The organism is Streptomyces sp. NPDC001406, assembly GCF_042895285.1.
GTDB lineage: Bacteria > Actinomycetota > Actinomycetes > Streptomycetales > Streptomycetaceae > Streptomyces.
In genome coordinates this window covers 71775-85330 of the sequence record NZ_JBIAWG010000022.1, presented here as the reverse complement: position 1 = coordinate 85330, position 13556 = coordinate 71775, and the positions used below count along the sequence as shown (strand labels likewise).

The 13556-nt window shown below is 71.7% G+C and carries 15 protein-coding genes; 4 read left to right on the top strand and 11 right to left on the bottom strand.

The window, feature by feature from the left end; genetic code table 11:
* Positions 1–7: 7 nt before the first annotated feature.
* From ACFY1J_RS39685 to mnmA, 3 genes are all read right to left on the bottom strand, one after another.
* On the bottom strand, positions 8–1291 hold the full coding sequence (locus ACFY1J_RS39685; protein WP_390732928.1) for a globin domain-containing protein: 1284 nt from the start codon (positions 1289–1291) through the stop codon (positions 8–10).
* Positions 1288–1542 (bottom strand): hypothetical protein, encoded by a 255-nt coding sequence (locus ACFY1J_RS39680; RefSeq protein WP_390711968.1) that lies wholly within the window; start codon positions 1540–1542, stop codon positions 1288–1290. Before ACFY1J_RS39680 ends, ACFY1J_RS39685 begins: the two co-directional genes overlap by 4 nt.
* A 453-nt stretch (positions 1543–1995) precedes the next feature.
* Positions 1996–3126 carry a tRNA 2-thiouridine(34) synthase MnmA gene (gene mnmA, locus ACFY1J_RS39675; RefSeq protein ID WP_390711969.1) on the bottom strand — a complete coding sequence of 377 codons (1131 nt, stop codon included), beginning with the start codon at positions 3124–3126 and terminating at the stop codon, positions 1996–1998.
* A 60-nt stretch (positions 3127–3186) separates the two neighbouring features.
* Here mnmA and ACFY1J_RS39670 point away from each other — a divergent pair, with 60 nt between their 5' ends.
* Positions 3187–3846, top strand: coding sequence for an N-acetylmuramoyl-L-alanine amidase (locus tag ACFY1J_RS39670; RefSeq protein WP_390711970.1), 660 nt, complete (start codon positions 3187–3189; stop codon positions 3844–3846).
* A 677-nt stretch (positions 3847–4523) separates the two neighbouring features.
* Here the strand turns inward: ACFY1J_RS39670 and ACFY1J_RS39665 are convergent.
* The 3 genes from ACFY1J_RS39665 to ACFY1J_RS39655 all read right to left on the bottom strand — a co-directional run bounded on the left by ACFY1J_RS39665 (position 4524) and on the right by ACFY1J_RS39655 (position 6285).
* Complete coding sequence (locus tag ACFY1J_RS39665) at positions 4524–5687, bottom strand: cysteine desulfurase family protein (RefSeq protein ID WP_390732927.1); 1164 nt, start codon at positions 5685–5687, stop codon at positions 4524–4526.
* A 119-nt stretch (positions 5688–5806) separates the two neighbouring features.
* Positions 5807–6085, bottom strand: coding sequence for a DUF4190 domain-containing protein (locus tag ACFY1J_RS39660; protein ID WP_363301287.1), 279 nt, complete (start codon positions 6083–6085; stop codon positions 5807–5809).
* A 32-nt stretch (positions 6086–6117) separates the two neighbouring features.
* Positions 6118–6285 carry a hypothetical protein gene (locus ACFY1J_RS39655; RefSeq protein ID WP_363301286.1) on the bottom strand — a complete coding sequence of 56 codons (168 nt, stop codon included), beginning with the start codon at positions 6283–6285 and terminating at the stop codon, positions 6118–6120.
* Between the two features lie 122 nt (positions 6286–6407).
* Between ACFY1J_RS39655 and ACFY1J_RS39650 the strand changes: the two genes are divergently transcribed.
* The gene (locus ACFY1J_RS39650; protein ID WP_390711972.1) at positions 6408–7040 is read left to right on the top strand and encodes a TetR family transcriptional regulator; all 633 of its coding nucleotides are present in this window, start codon (positions 6408–6410) and stop codon (positions 7038–7040) included.
* Between the two features lie 71 nt (positions 7041–7111).
* On the opposite strand, the gene ACFY1J_RS39645 is transcribed toward ACFY1J_RS39650, so the two are convergent.
* Positions 7112–7471: a hypothetical protein gene (locus ACFY1J_RS39645; protein ID WP_390711973.1), complete on the bottom strand. Its 360-nt coding sequence runs from the start codon at positions 7469–7471 to the stop codon at positions 7112–7114.
* A 140-nt stretch (positions 7472–7611) separates the two neighbouring features.
* Positions 7612–8589 (bottom strand): helix-turn-helix transcriptional regulator, encoded by a 978-nt coding sequence (locus ACFY1J_RS39640; protein WP_390711974.1) that lies wholly within the window; start codon positions 8587–8589, stop codon positions 7612–7614.
* 100 nt (positions 8590–8689) lie between these two features.
* Between ACFY1J_RS39640 and ACFY1J_RS39635 the strand changes: the two genes are divergently transcribed.
* Positions 8690–9292 carry a TIGR03086 family metal-binding protein gene (locus tag ACFY1J_RS39635; RefSeq protein ID WP_390732926.1) on the top strand — a complete coding sequence of 201 codons (603 nt, stop codon included), beginning with the start codon at positions 8690–8692 and terminating at the stop codon, positions 9290–9292.
* On the opposite strand, the gene ACFY1J_RS39630 is transcribed toward ACFY1J_RS39635, so the two are convergent.
* The gene (locus tag ACFY1J_RS39630; RefSeq protein ID WP_390732925.1) at positions 9279–10127 is read right to left on the bottom strand and encodes a thioesterase family protein; all 849 of its coding nucleotides are present in this window, start codon (positions 10125–10127) and stop codon (positions 9279–9281) included. The genes ACFY1J_RS39635 and ACFY1J_RS39630 overlap by 14 nt on opposite strands.
* A 156-nt stretch (positions 10128–10283) precedes the next feature.
* On the opposite strand from ACFY1J_RS39630, the gene ACFY1J_RS39625 reads away from it, so the two are divergent.
* Positions 10284–11513 (top strand): alpha/beta hydrolase, encoded by a 1230-nt coding sequence (locus tag ACFY1J_RS39625; protein WP_390711977.1) that lies wholly within the window; start codon positions 10284–10286, stop codon positions 11511–11513.
* On the opposite strand, the gene ACFY1J_RS39620 is transcribed toward ACFY1J_RS39625, so the two are convergent.
* Both ACFY1J_RS39620 and ACFY1J_RS39615 read right to left on the bottom strand, forming a co-directional pair.
* Positions 11422–12078 carry a trimeric intracellular cation channel family protein gene (locus tag ACFY1J_RS39620; RefSeq protein ID WP_390711978.1) on the bottom strand — a complete coding sequence of 219 codons (657 nt, stop codon included), beginning with the start codon at positions 12076–12078 and terminating at the stop codon, positions 11422–11424. The two genes, ACFY1J_RS39625 and ACFY1J_RS39620, sit on opposite strands and share 92 nt — an antisense overlap.
* 47 nt (positions 12079–12125) lie before the next feature.
* Positions 12126–13517 (bottom strand): M1 family metallopeptidase, encoded by a 1392-nt coding sequence (locus ACFY1J_RS39615; protein ID WP_390711979.1) that lies wholly within the window; start codon positions 13515–13517, stop codon positions 12126–12128.
* Between the last annotated feature and the right edge of the window lie 39 nt (positions 13518–13556).

Genomic DNA, 13556 nt, shown 5'->3' with positions numbered 1-13556 from the left:
CCGTCCGCTACGCCGAGGCGCCGGCCTGCCAGGGCGGGAGGACGACGGGACCGGTCCCCGTGACCGGGTCGTGGTGGACGCGCTCCGGCGGCATGCCGAGGGCGGTCAGCCGTCGTACGGCGGCGGCGACCATGGCGGGCGGGCCGCTGACGTAGGCGTCGTGGCCGCCCCAGCCGCCGTGCCGGGTCACCGCCTCCACAACCGAGGCGTGCCCGGACGCCCCCGGTCCGTCGTCGATCACCGGGACGATCCGTAGCCAGGAGCAACGATTCTCCAGCCGGGTCAGGACGGCCGCGTCGTAGAGGTCCTCGGCGCTGCGAGCGCCGAGGAACAGATGGGCGCTGCGCCCCGGTGACCGGCGTGCCGCCAGGTCCTCCAGGAGCGTCCGTGCGGTCGCCCAGCCGGTGCCACCCGCCACGATCAGCACGTCGCGCGAAACCGGGTCGTCCAGGGTCGTGGTGCCCTGCGCGGGCCCCAGACGCAGGGTGTCGCCGACCGCAGTGCGCGTCACCAGTGCGTCGCTCACGCCGTCGGGGCCGGTGCGCCGTACGTGGAACTCCAGTTCGCCGTCGGCGTTGATCGCCGAGTACGGGCGCCAGGTGTGCGGCAGCAGCGGGGACTGGAGGGTCGCGTACTGGCCGGGCCGGCAGGGGTACGGCTCGGAGGGGCGCACGCGCAGCACCGCCACGTCCTGGCGGCGCCGCTGGTGGTCGGTCACCGTGGCGCTCCAGTACGCCGGTTCGGCCAGCGCCTCGTTCGCGCCCTCCACCATGGCCTCGGCGGCGCGCCGCACCATGCGCAGCCAGGCCGCCTCCGCGTCCGGGCTCAGCCGGCCGCGCGCGCAGCGCCCCAGCGCGTCGGACAGGGCCTCGGCGAACACCTCGTAGTGCACCGGCAGTACACCGAGTTTGCGGTGGTCGCGGCCCAACCGGGCGCAGAACGCGGCCAGTTCGTCGGGGTGGTCGAGGTGCTCGATCAGGAACCAGAACGCCCGCTCCAGATGGGCCCGCTGGAAGTCCATCGACTCGGGGAACAACTGCCGCAGGTACGGATGCCGTTCGAACATCGCGTCGTAGAGATGCTTGATCAACTCGTCGAACGGGGTGACCTGCGCCAGGTTGTGGGTGATCAGCTGCTGGTCCACGGCGCCGTCGTAGGGGCGGGTCGTGCAGCGTGCGCCGGCTCCGGTGACGTTCTGCGGGCGTCCCGCGCGCGGGGCGGGCGCGAGAAGCCGGTCGCGCAGGCGCATCGCCTCTCTGCGGGCCAGCAGGGCGTGGTAGTCGTCGTTCACCGGCACACCTTCACGACGCAGGTGCCGCACGCGCCGCCGCTCGCACAGACCGCCGTGACCGCTCGCCCCCTGCGGGCGTGGTACCAGGCCATGTTGGACGTGAGTCCGGCGAGCAGGAACCAGACGACGCCCACGGCCCAGGTACCCCGTGTGAAGGACACCACGGCGGCGATCACGGCCAGAACGCTGACGGCCGGAACACAGACGGTCAGGGCGCGGGCTGCTGGAAGGGGAACGGCTGGGCGGGGCATCGCGTCGGCTTCCTGTCGTCTTTGGGGGCAAGATACGGCAACCGCCCGAAGTACGGACGGAACGCCTCCGCATCACATCACCCGGGGCCCGGCCGGAACGCCGCCGAGCTTCCCGCCGCATGCAGCCGAACGGCCCTTTCGACAGGGGCCGTTCGGCCCAGTGCGCGACCGCGGCCGCGGTCCCGGGGCGCACGTGTTGTAGTGCAGGACAGCCACCCCGAGCGGCACCACCGAATCGAGACAAGGCTCGAGGGGAATGCCCTGGCCCCGGCGGCTTGGTGCAGAAAGACGGGATCGCCGGTCTCGGAGTCGACGGTGAGGTCCGAGATACCGAGGTCGGCCGCGCGCAACCAGGTGACGAAGCGGTCCCTCGGACCGGAGTCCGTCCGAGGGACCAGGTCCCTGGTCCAGTGGGTTCGCTCCTCCACGTCCTCACCGGGAGTACGGATCTCGTCAGGCGCGCGCGGCCACCTGTCGCACCGTCGACGCGATCGTCGCCGAGCCCACCACGCGCGTGCCGTCGTACAGCACGATCGCCTGGCCGGGGGCGACGCCGCGGACCGGCTCGGTGAAGGTGACCCGCAGCTCGCCGTCGACCGGCTGCGCCGTCACCTCGGTCTCGCCGCCGTGCGCCCGGAGCTGGGCGGTGTAGGTGCCGGGACCGGCCGGGGCCCGGCCGCACCAGCGGGGCTTGATCGCGGTCAGGGCGGTGACGTCCAGCGCGGCGGCCGGGCCGACGGTCACCGTGTTGTTCACCGGGGAGATGTCGAGGACGTAGCGGGGCTTGCCGTCGGCGGCCGGGGTGCCGATCCGCAGGCCCTTGCGCTGGCCGATGGTGAAGCCGAACGCGCCCTCGTGCGTGCCCACCTTGGCGCCGGACTCGTCGACGATGTCGCCCTCGGCCTTGCCGAGGCGGGAGGCGAGGAAGCCCTGGGTGTCGCCGTCGGCGATGAAGCAGATGTCGTGCGAGTCGGGCTTCTTGGCGACCGCGAGGCCGCGGCGCTCGGCCTCGGCGCGGATCTCGTCCTTGGTCGTCACCGTGTCGCCCAGCGGGAACAGCGCGTGCGCGAGCTGCTGCTCGTCCAGGACGCCGAGCACGTACGACTGGTCCTTGGCCATGTCGGAGGCGCGGTGCAGCTCGCGGCTGCCGTCCTCGTTCACGAGCACCTTGGCGTAGTGGCCGGTGCAGACGGCGTCGAAGCCGAGGGCCAGGGCCTTGTCCAGGAGCGCGGCGAACTTGATCTTCTCGTTGCAGCGCAGGCACGGGTTCGGCGTGCGGCCGGCCTCGTACTCGGCGATGAAGTCCTCGACGACGTCCTCGCGGAAGCGGTCGGCGAGGTCCCAGACGTAGAACGGGATGCCGATGACGTCGGCGGCGCGGCGGGCGTCGCGCGAGTCCTCGATGGTGCAGCAGCCCCGCGCTCCGGTGCGGAACGACTGCGGGTTCGCGGAGAGCGCGAGGTGGACGCCGGTCACGTCGTGGCCCGCCTCGGCCGCGCGGGCGGCGGCGACGGCGGAGTCGACGCCGCCCGACATGGCGGCGAGGACGCGGAGGGGACGGGTGCGCTGCGGGGTTTCAGTCATAGCCCTTCCAGAGTACGGGGGCGCGGGAACCGGAGCCCGCGAGTATCCGTTGACGATCACATGGGGGAGACACGGGCGGACACGGCGAGCGGCGACTCGGATCGGCGGCTGGGGCGGCGGGCCCTGCTCGTCGGGGGTGTCGCGGCGGCTGTGGGGACCGCCGCGCTGGCCCGGGACGAGCTCGCCCATCTGTGGTGGCGGCTGCCGGGGGTGGAGAAGTCGCGGGTCGAGGGAGCGGTGGACTTCCGGGGTGCGCGGTGGGTGGCCGCGTCCCCGGCGAACTACCGGCGGGCGGACCGGCCGGACGACTATCCGATCGACCGGGTGGTCATCCATGTCACGCAGGGCGACTACAAGACCGCGGTGCAGGTCTTCCAGGACCCGGCGCACAAGGCGGCGGCGCACTACATCGTGCGGGGGGACGGGCGGGTCACCCAGCTGATCCGCGAGCTGGACGTGGCGTTCCACGCGGGGAACCGGGAGTACAACGAGCGGAGCGTCGGCATCGAGCACGAGGGGTTCGTGGAGCGCGCCTCGTCCTTCACGGACGCGATGTACGCGTCCTCGGCGCGGCTGACGGCCGCGATATGCCGTCGGTACGACATACCCGTGGACCGGGAGCACATCATCGGGCATGTGGAGGTCCCGGGGACGGACCACACGGATCCGGGGCGGCACTGGGACTGGGACCGGTATCTGGGGCTGGTACGGCGGGCCTGAGCCTGTGTGGCGCACGTCACATGGCGTCGTTGTTGTGAGCGGGCTCCGCGCATCGTGTGTCCGTTGCGTCCCCCACCCCGGCCGCAACCTGCGGCACGCAAACTCGGCTTCCTTTCAAGGAAGTTGAGCAAGATCACCGCTCACGGCGGTTCCACAGCCCGCCCGGCTCTCCCCTAAGTTCGGCCCAGATTTCACACAGCGCCGGGGTCGAGCATTCCCGGCCATGACCGACACCACAGAGCCCGGCACCGGCACGGGCACGGACAGCAGCGGCAAGCGCAAGCACTCCAAGGAGAGCAGGCCCCGGCGCGGCAGGGGCCTGCACCGGCGCAGGTTCCTCGGCGGCACGGTCGGGCTGGGCCTGGCCGCGGTCGGGGCGGCCGGCACGACGTTCGGCCTGCTGGGCAACGGCGGCGACAAGGCGTCCGCGGCGTCCGCTTCCGCCTCCGTCGAGGTGTGGCCGAGAGGAAAGCGGAAGGTGCCGCGGGCAGGGCGATCGCTGGGCGGCAGCCCTTGCCGAAGGCATCGCGCCACAGGCGCGGGAAGGAGCAGGCGAAGACGATCACCGAGGCGGCCGGGAAAGCCCCGGTGTCGACGATCAGCGTGCCGTCCGCAGTGACCGCACGCGACCGCAGCCCGGCAAGGGCGCGCACCGAAACGGTGAGCGCCCCTGGGCCCTAGGTCAGGCCGGCCGCCCGCGCCCGTTCCACCGCCGGGCCGATCGCCTTCGCCACCGCCTCCACGTCCGCCTCCGTGGACGTGTGGCCGAGGGAGAAGCGGAGGGTGCCGCGGGCCAGGTCCGGGGTGGTGCCGGTGGCGAGGAGGACGTGGCTGGGCTGGGCGACGCCGGCGGTGCAGGCGGAGCCGGTGGAGCACTCGATGCCCTGGGCGTCCAGCAGCAGGAGCAGGGAGTCGCCCTCGCAGCCCGGGAAGCTGAAGTGGGCGTTGGCCGGGAGGCGGTCCACCGGGTCGCCGCCGAGGATCGCGTCCGGAACCGCCGTACGGACGGCCTCGATCAGGTCGTCCCGCAGGGCGCCGATCTCCCGGGCGAACCACTCGCGCTGCTCGGCGGCGAGCCGGGCCGCGACCGCGAATGCGACGATAGCCGGGACGTCGAGGGTGCCGGAGCGGACGTGGCGCTCCTGGCCGCCGCCGTGCAGGACGGGGACGGGGGTGTACTCACGGCCCAGGAGGAGCGCCCCGATGCCGTACGGGCCGCCGATCTTGTGGCCGGAGACCGTCATCGCGGCGAGGCCGGAGGCGGCGAAGTCGACGGGGACCTGGCCGACGGCCTGGACCGCGTCCGCGTGCAGCGGGATGCCGAACTCGGTGGTGACGTCGGCGAGTTCACGGACCGGCATGACCGTGCCGATCTCGTTGTTGGCCCACATCACCGTGGCCAGGGCGACGTCGTCGGGGTTGCGGGCGATCGCCTCGCGCAGGGCCTGAGGGTGCACCCGGCCGTAGGTGTCGACGGGGAGGTACTCGACGGTGGCGCCCTCGTGTTCACCGAGCCAGTGGACGGCGTCGAGGACCGCGTGGTGTTCGACGGGGCTGGCGAGGACACGGGTTCTGGCGGGGTCGGCGTCACGGCGGGACCAGTACAGGCCCTTGACCGCGAGGTTGTCGGCCTCGGTGCCGCCGGAGGTGAAGACGACCTCGCTGGGGCGGGCGCCGAGCGCTTCGGCGAGCGTCTCGCGGGACTCCTCGACCGCACGGCGGGCCTTGCGGCCGGACGCGTGGAGGGAGGAGGCGTTGCCGGTGACGCTCAGCGCGGCGGTCAGTGCCTCTGCCGCCTCCGGGAGCATCGGTGTCGTCGCGGCGTGGTCGAGGTAAGCCATGGTGAGCCCGATTCTACGGGCCCCTTGGGGGCGGCCCGGCGGCCAGGCCGGGCATTGACAGCGACCGTGCCCCGTCGTCCTCGGGGCGTCAGCCGTTGGTCAAGGCGCGTTCTCCGGGCTCACAGGCTCCAGGAAACCGTGTTGGACACCTCCATGGCGAACACCAGGACCGCCAGGTCGGCAACGCCCAGCGCGAGGCCGAGATACGCGCGGCCGCGACGGGCCGTGCCGCGCCACAGGGCGACGCCCGCCAGCACGAGGGCGATCGGGCCGAGGAAGACGTTGAGGACGAGAAGGCCGAGGAGGCCCAGGATGAAGGACGCCACGGCCATGCCGTCGGCGTCGCGCGTGCCCGAACGGGTGTCGGTGCGAGGCGTGGCCGGTGCGGTGAGTTGCATGATGCTCAGCTCCTTTGGGTCGGTGCGGACGGTCAGTTGGCCGATGAGTGACGACGGCGGCCGTGGCGCTCGCGAAGCGCGAAGATGCCGAGCCAGACGGCGATACCGGCGGCCACGGCGAGGCTGACGGTCAGCGGCGCGTGGGCCACGGTGCCCAGCACGACACCGAGCAGCATGAGCGCGGCGACAAGGAACAGCATGGGATTCGATCCCCCCTCCATGAAGTTTCGGTGAACGGTTGTAGTAACACTTGTTCACTGACTTTGAGTCTAGCGCGTCCTACGGCTTTTCAATTCCGGAGAACAGTTGTTAACTGGATGACATGAGTCACACCCTCGGCATCCGGCAGGCCCAGAAACAGAAGACCCGGCAGGCGCTCCTGGACGCCGCGTTGGGCCTGCTGGAGGAACAGAGCCTGAGCAGCCTGGGCCTGCGCGAGGTCACCCGGGCCGTCGGCGTCGCCCCGACCGCCTTCTACCGGCACTTCCGCTCCACCGCGGACCTCGGCGTGGCCCTCGTCGACGAGGCGCTGGGCAGCCTGCACCCGATGGTGCGGACCACGGTGTCCACGGCCGGCGACAGCGACGAGCGCATCACCCGGGCCATCCGTCTGATCGCCCGCCATGTGGAGACGCACCCCGCCCACGTCCGCTTCATCGCCCGCGAGCGGCACGGCGGCGTCCAGCCGGTGCGGGAGGCCATCCGGGCCCAGCTGACCAGGTTCGCCGAGGAGGTGCGGACCGAGCTGGCCAAGGACCCGGAGGCGGTCGGCTGGAACGAGGACGACCTGCTGATGCTCGCGCACCTCTACGTCGACCAGATGCTCATCACGGCCTCCCTGTTCCTGGAGGCCCTGGAGACCTCGGCCTCGGAGGAGGAGCGGGAGCGCGTCGCCCAGGTCGCGGCCCGTCAGCTGCGGCTGGTCAGCCTCGGCCGGCGGCACTGGCTGGACTGACCCCGGCACGGCACACAGGGGCGGCGCGCCCGTTCACCGGGCGCGCCGCCCCTGTCGTGCGCGATCCCGGCTCAGCCCTGCTGGGCCTGCTGCCCCTGGCCGGGCTGCCCGCCGCCCGGACCGCCGCAGCCGCCGCCCTGGCCGCCACCCGGTCCGCCCTGACCGGCACCCGGGCCACCGCTCGGCATACCCGAGGGGACGCCGGTCGGGGTGCCGGTGGGAGTGCCGGTCGGCCTGCCCGAGGGCGCGCCGGACGGGGCGCCGCTCGGGCGGCCCGACGCACCGCCAAAGGGCATGCCGGACGGCGTCCCGCAAGCCTGCTGCCCGGAGGTGCCGTTCGAGGACGACGAGTCGCCCGAACCGCACGCGGTCAGCAGCAGCGGGGACAGCGCCAGCAGGGCGACGGCGGGGACGAGGCGTGCACGCTTCATGAGAGACAGCTCCACGGATGCTGAGGGAGTCCTGAGGCGGGCACTCAATCAACTGCGCTTAGGCCGTTCTTGGGCCCGCCCTGTCACCCGCCTGTCAATCGGGTAAAGCGCACCTCAAGGAACCGCGCCGGCCTGGTCTTTCAGTCGTTCTCCCCGGCCGCCGCCTGGTACAGCTCCGTGACAGAACGGGCCGCGGCCGCCAGCTCCGCGCGCACCTCGGGCGGGGAGAGCACCTCCACCGAGTCCGAGAACGCGAGGAGTTGGCGGGCCGCGGGGACGAACGGATACGCCAGCCGGGCGGTCACCCACTCCTCGTCGCCCTCGCCGTCGGGGAGTTCGGTGAGCGAGGAGGCCGTCATGCGCTGGAACATGTCGAGCCGGTCCCTGCGGACCCGCACCGTGACGTCGATCCCGGCCGGCCGCTCCTCGACCTGGCGCCGCAACACCTCCCAGACGTCAGCGAGTTCGACACCGCTCCGGCGCCGTACCGGGTCGTCCAGCAGACGCGCGGAGCGCACCCGGTCGGCCCGGAACAGCCGCGGCTTCGTCCGCCGGTCCGCGACCAGGTACCAGACGCCCGCCTTGGCGACGAGGCCGTACGGGTCGACGGTGTACGTCCGCACCTCGCGCTCCCCGCTGTGCCGGTACCGCAGCCTCAGCCTCCGGTCGGCGAACACCGCGTCCTGCAGTACCGCCAGGTCGACGGCCTTCTGCGGGCCGCCCTTCCAGCGTGTGGCGTCGACCAGGATGCGCCGCGAGGCGACCTCGGCCGCCGGGCGGTACGGCGCCGGCAGGGCCGCCATCACCTTGCGCAGCGCCGAGCCGAGCGCCGCGTCCAGACCGAGCGCGGCGTGCGCGCCCTGGGCGGCCAGGACGAACAGGGCCCGGGACTCGTCGGCGGTCAGACCGGTGACGTCCGTGCGGAACCCGGCGAGCAGTTCGATGCCGCCGTGCCGGCCGCGCTCCGCGTACACGGGGACGCCGGAGGCCGACAGGGCCTCGATGTCGCGGTAGATGGTGCGCACCGACACCTCCAGGCGGTCGGCGAGTTCGTGCGCCGGGACGCGGCCCCGGGTCTGCAGGAGCAGCAGGATGGACAGCAGGCGGTCGGACTTCACCCGGCCACGATCGCGCCGCTCGGCGCCCGGACGCAAATGTTGACGGAAACTGTCAGGTTATCCGGCGATCCTCGGCTCACCGACCCAAGGAGAGGCTCGTATGAACGCCACGAACGCCCTGCCCACGGACCCCCGTCCGCTCTACGCCCGCGCCACCGAACAGGCCGCCGCCCTCATCAAGACCGTACGGCCGGAGCAACTGTCCGGACCGACTCCCTGTACCGAGTTCGACGTCCGCACCCTGCTGAGCCACATGGTCGGCGGCTCCCGGCGGATCGCGGTGGTCGGCGAGGGCGGTGACGGCATGGCCGTGCACCCGTTCGCGGACGGAGTCGAGGACGACGCCTGGGCCGCCGCGTACGACGAGGTCCGGGACCGCGTGCTGAAGGCCTGGTCCTCCGACGAACGCATGACGTCGACGGTCCGCGTGCCCTGGGGCGAGGCACCCGGCCACGCGGCCCTGTCCGGATACCTGATGGAACTGGTGACCCACACCTGGGACCTCTCCGAGTCCCTCGGTCACCCGCACGCACTCGACCCGGAGCTCGCCGAGGCCGCGCTCGCCACGGCCCGGCGTGTCCTGCCCGACCCCGAGCGTGACTCGAAGACCCCCTTCGCCTCGGCCCGCCCGGCCCCCGAGGGGGCGGACTCCTACGGGCAGTTGGCGGCCTGGCTCGGGCGCGAGCCGATCAGGGCAGCCTGACGCGGGCCAGCTGGCGGGACTGGGCGACCAGCCGGTCCTGGCTGTCCCAGACCTCGGCGTCCTCCTCCAGGAAGCCGCCCGCCAGATTGCGGGTGGTGATCGAGACCCGCAGGGGGCCCGGGGCCGGGCGGTGGCGCACATGGACGGTGAGTTCGACCGTGGGGACCCAGCCCTTGAGGCCGATCTCGAACGCGGTGGGCGGCAGGGCGTCCACCGCGAGGAGGAGCGAGAAGGGGTCGGCATCGCGGCCGTCCGCGAGGCCGAACCAGGCGCGCATCTCCCCCTTGCCGGAGGGCGCGCCGAGGGCCCAGCCCAGGGTGGAGGGGTCGAGCTTGAGCATCAGACGGTCGGCGATGGCGGAGCTGCCGTCGACCGGGGCCGGACCGTCCTCGGGGCCGAAGCACTGGTCCATGGGCGGGATAACGGGCGGCTTCGCCGTCGTACGGACGTCGTCGGGGAGGGCGTCGAGGTCGCCGTAGGAGGCGAGGACGCGGATGCGCTCGACCTCGTTGCCCTGCTCGTCGCACTGGAAGAGGGAAGCCTGGCCGGTGGAGAGGCCGCGGCCGGCGCGCACGGTCTCGGTGCGGACGACCGCCGGGCCCGGCTGGGACGCCGTCAGGTAGTGGGCGGAGATGGTGAAGGGGTCCGGGTGCGGAAGGGCGTCCGCGAGGGCCCGGCCCAGGACGGCCAGCAGATAGCCGCCGTTGACGGCGTTGATGATCGTCCAGCCGGCCGAGAGGTCGATGTCGTAGACGCCGGGCTCGCGCCGGGCGACCGCGGTGTCGCGGTCGAACTCGCTGTCGCCGATCACGGGTGCGGTAGCTGCTTCTGGCATGCCTGAACGGTACAACAGGAAATTACTAAGCGGTAGCTTTGGATGGGGTGCGCAGATCACCCGATGATCGTCCTGCCGGGTGAGGTTCCGGCAATTTCTCGGTAAGTGTCAGGACACGTCCACAACCCGGAGCCGCACGATCCCCTCTATGAGGACATGAGCCTCACCGGGACTCCGTTCCTCTACACGACCGTCGTGTTGTCCGTCGTCGCCCTCATACTGCCGCTCGTCCTGTGGTCGAGGATGCGGGGGCCCAAGGTCCTGCGCGCCACGGCCCGGGTCCTGATGCTGCTGTTCGCCCAGGGCACGGCCGTCACCCTGGTCTTCGTCCTGGTCAACAACCAGAACAACCTGTACGACAACTGGGCCGACCTGTTCGGCACCGGCAACCACGTCCAGCAGGCCGCGGACCTCGGCCGGGACGGCACCGGCGGGATAGCACTGAAGAAACTGCCCAAAGTGAAGCAGACGTTCAGAGCGGCGGACGGACCGGGTATGCGCCAGGCCGGCGGCGTGCGCGTCACCCAGCTCAAGGGCCGGGTGTCCGGCGTGAACGCCGAGGTCTACGTCTGGCTGCCGCCGCAGTACGGCGAACCCGCCTACCGGCACAAGAAGTTCCCGGTGGTGGAGGTGCTGCCCGGCTACCCCGGCTCGGCGAAGGCCTGGTTCGGGGCACTGAAGGCGCACGAGCAGCTGCTGCCGCTGATGAAGAGCGGCCAGGTGGCGCCGTTCATCATGGTGGCGCCCCGCACCAATCTGCTGGCCGGCGTGGACACCGGTTGCGCGAACACCCCCGGCGAGGTGAACGCCGACAGCTGGCTCAGCATCGACGTGCCGAAGATGGTCATGGACAACTTCCGCGCCGACCCCGCCCCGGGCGGCTGGGCCGTCGCCGGGTACTCGGCGGGCGCGCACTGCGCGGTCAAGCTGGCGGTCGCCCACCCCGACCGCTTCCGGGCCGCGGTCGGCATGTCCGGCTACAACGACCCGATCGGCGAACGCAACTCGCTGGCCGCGCAGAACCCGAGGGTGCGCGCCGAGAACAATCCTTACCTGATCCTCAAGAAGGCGGCCGTGCCGCCCAGGATCTCCCTCTACATCTCCGGCCAGCCCCACGACGGCTACGAGGCGGGCGTGGCCCTCGAATCGGTCGCCAAGGCGCCGACGACGGTGCACGTGGTGTTCGTGCCGCGCAGCGCGGGCGGCCACACCATGGCGCTGTGGAAGCCGCAGGTGACGACGGTCTTCCGCTGGCTGACGCTGCAGATGGGCCAGAGCCGTGTCGGGACCGGGACTACTCCTCGGTCACCGTCGAGCGTCGATTCCACGCACGCGGCGCTCGCCAGTGGTACCGCATCGCGAGCAGGCGCAGGACGAAGGCGGTGACGACCGCGAGCCCGGTGGTGAACGGGGTCAGCGCGTCGTAGTGGATGCACACCACCACCGTGGTGGCGCCGACGATCGCCGGGACCGCGTACAGGTCGCGGTCCCAGCGCAGCAGCGAGGGCACCTCGTTGGCCAGCACGTCCCTGAGCACACCGCCGCCGACCGCGGTGGCCAGGCCCAGGGCCGCGGATGCGGTCAGGTTGAGGCCGTAGGAGTACGCCTTCGTCGTACCGCTGACGGCGAACAGGCCGAGGCCGGCCGCGTCGAACACGAGGACGGCCGACTGGATCCGCTCCACGTGCGGGTGCAGGAAGAACACCATCAGCGCGGCGAGCAGCGGAGTGAGGAAGTACCCCAGGTCCGTGAAGGCGGCCGGGGGCACCGCCCCGATGATCACGTCCCGGAAGATCCCTCCGCCCAGCGCGGTGACCTCGGCGAGGACGGCGATGCCGAACACGTCGAAGTTCTTGCGGACGGCCAGCAGCGCGCCGGAGATGGCGAACACGAAGATGCCGACCAGATCGAGCGTGTGCTGGACGGAGGGACTGAAGAGTTGCTGGAGCACCCTTCTATTCTTACTCAGAGAACGGTGTGCACCTTGCAATGCAAGGATTAAACGACAGGTTTCCCTGTCGTGAACAGCCACGTCTGGAACAGGTCGTCCAGCTGCCGCCCACTGATCCGTTCCGCGAGCCGGATGAAGTCGTCCGTGTCCGCGTTGCCGTAGCGGTGCAGCCGGGTCCAGGCGGGCAGCAGCCGGAAGAAGGCCGCGTCACCGATCCGCTCCCGCAGCATCTGGAGCGTCATCGCGCCGCGCTGGTAGACGGCGGAGGCGAACATGGTGTCGCGCTGCGGATCGGCGACCTCGGTCTGCCAGAAGCCCGAGTCGGCGGGGCGGGCGTTGTAGGCGGCGAGGAAGGAGTCGTGCGCCGAGCGGGTGCCCTGGTGTTCCGCCCACAGCCACTGGGCGTAGGTCGCGAAGCCCTCGTTGAGCCAGATGTCCTGCCACCGGGCCACGCTGACCGAGTCGCCGAACCACTGGTGGGCCAGCTCGTGCACGATCGTCGTCTCGCTGCGCACGGCCGAGTAGGCGGGCTTGGACTGCACCTCCAGCGAGAAGCCCGCCTCGGGCATGTCGTCGACGATCGCGCCGGTCTCCTCGAACGGGTACGGCCCGAAGACCTGGGACCAGTAGTCGGTGGCGGCCGCGGTGACGGCGTACACGTCGACGGCGTTGCCGCCGGCGAGGGTCGGGTCGATGGCGACGTAGATCGGGATGCCGCCGGGGGTCCGTCCCGTGCGCACGTCGAACTTCCCGATGGTGGCGGTGGCGAGATAGGTCGCCATGGGCCTGCTCTCGCGCCAGTGGGTGTACGTCGAGCCGCCCTTGTCGTACGTCGAGACGAGCCGGCCGTTGGACACGGCGGTCAGGCCCTCGGGAGCCTTGATCCGGATGTCGTAGGTGGCCTTGTCGGCGGGGTGGTCGCTGGACGGGAACCAGGTGGAGGCCGCGTTGGGTTCACAGGCGACGAAGACCCCGTCGCCGGTCTTCATCCAGCCGTAGTCGGAACCGAAGACGATGGGGCCGTTGAGGGGCTGGGGGATGCCGCCGTAGGTGACGGTGACGGTGAAGTCCCGGCCTTTTCGCAGGGTGTCGCGCGGGGTGACGACGAGTTCGTCGCCGTCGCGGGTGAACTGGGCCCGTCTGCCGTTCACTTCGACCCTGGTGACCTCCAGTTTCTGCAGGTCGAGGTCGAAGGAGGAGAGCTGCTGGGTGGCGCGGGCGGTGAGGGTCGTACGGCCGTCGAGGCGGCCGGTGGCCGGGTCGTACGCGATGCCGAGGGCGTAGTGCCGGGCGTCGAAGCCCCCGTTGCCGAGCTGCGGGAAGTACGGGTCACCGATGCCGGGAGCGCCCGGGGTGGGGGCGGAGGAGGCGGCGATGACCAGGAAGGAGGCGGCCGCGGTGGCGACTGCGCCTAAACGTGCCGAACGGGAGAGTGCCATGAGTCGTCCCTTTCGAGCGTGTGTCTGTCAGTGGACGGA

Coding starts and splice junctions, on each gene's coding strand:
- ACFY1J_RS39615 (WP_390711979.1), bottom strand. CDS start 13,517: ATGGCACTCTCCCGTTCGGCACGTTTAGGCGCAGTCGCCACCGCGGCC.
- ACFY1J_RS39660 (WP_363301287.1), bottom strand. CDS start 6,085: ATGCAACTCACCGCACCGGCCACGCCTCGCACCGACACCCGTTCGGGC.
- mnmA (WP_390711969.1), bottom strand. CDS start 3,126: ATGACTGAAACCCCGCAGCGCACCCGTCCCCTCCGCGTCCTCGCCGCC.
- ACFY1J_RS39650 (WP_390711972.1), top strand. CDS start 6,408: ATGAGTCACACCCTCGGCATCCGGCAGGCCCAGAAACAGAAGACCCGG.
- ACFY1J_RS39625 (WP_390711977.1), top strand. CDS start 10,284: ATGAGCCTCACCGGGACTCCGTTCCTCTACACGACCGTCGTGTTGTCC.
- ACFY1J_RS39630 (WP_390732925.1), bottom strand. CDS start 10,127: ATGCCAGAAGCAGCTACCGCACCCGTGATCGGCGACAGCGAGTTCGAC.
- ACFY1J_RS39670 (WP_390711970.1), top strand. CDS start 3,187: ATGGGGGAGACACGGGCGGACACGGCGAGCGGCGACTCGGATCGGCGG.
- ACFY1J_RS39655 (WP_363301286.1), bottom strand. CDS start 6,285: ATGCTGTTCCTTGTCGCCGCGCTCATGCTGCTCGGTGTCGTGCTGGGC.
- ACFY1J_RS39635 (WP_390732926.1), top strand. CDS start 8,690: ATGAACGCCACGAACGCCCTGCCCACGGACCCCCGTCCGCTCTACGCC.
- ACFY1J_RS39645 (WP_390711973.1), bottom strand. CDS start 7,471: ATGAAGCGTGCACGCCTCGTCCCCGCCGTCGCCCTGCTGGCGCTGTCC.
- ACFY1J_RS39680 (WP_390711968.1), bottom strand. CDS start 1,542: ATGCCCCGCCCAGCCGTTCCCCTTCCAGCAGCCCGCGCCCTGACCGTC.
- ACFY1J_RS39665 (WP_390732927.1), bottom strand. CDS start 5,687: ATGGCTTACCTCGACCACGCCGCGACGACACCGATGCTCCCGGAGGCG.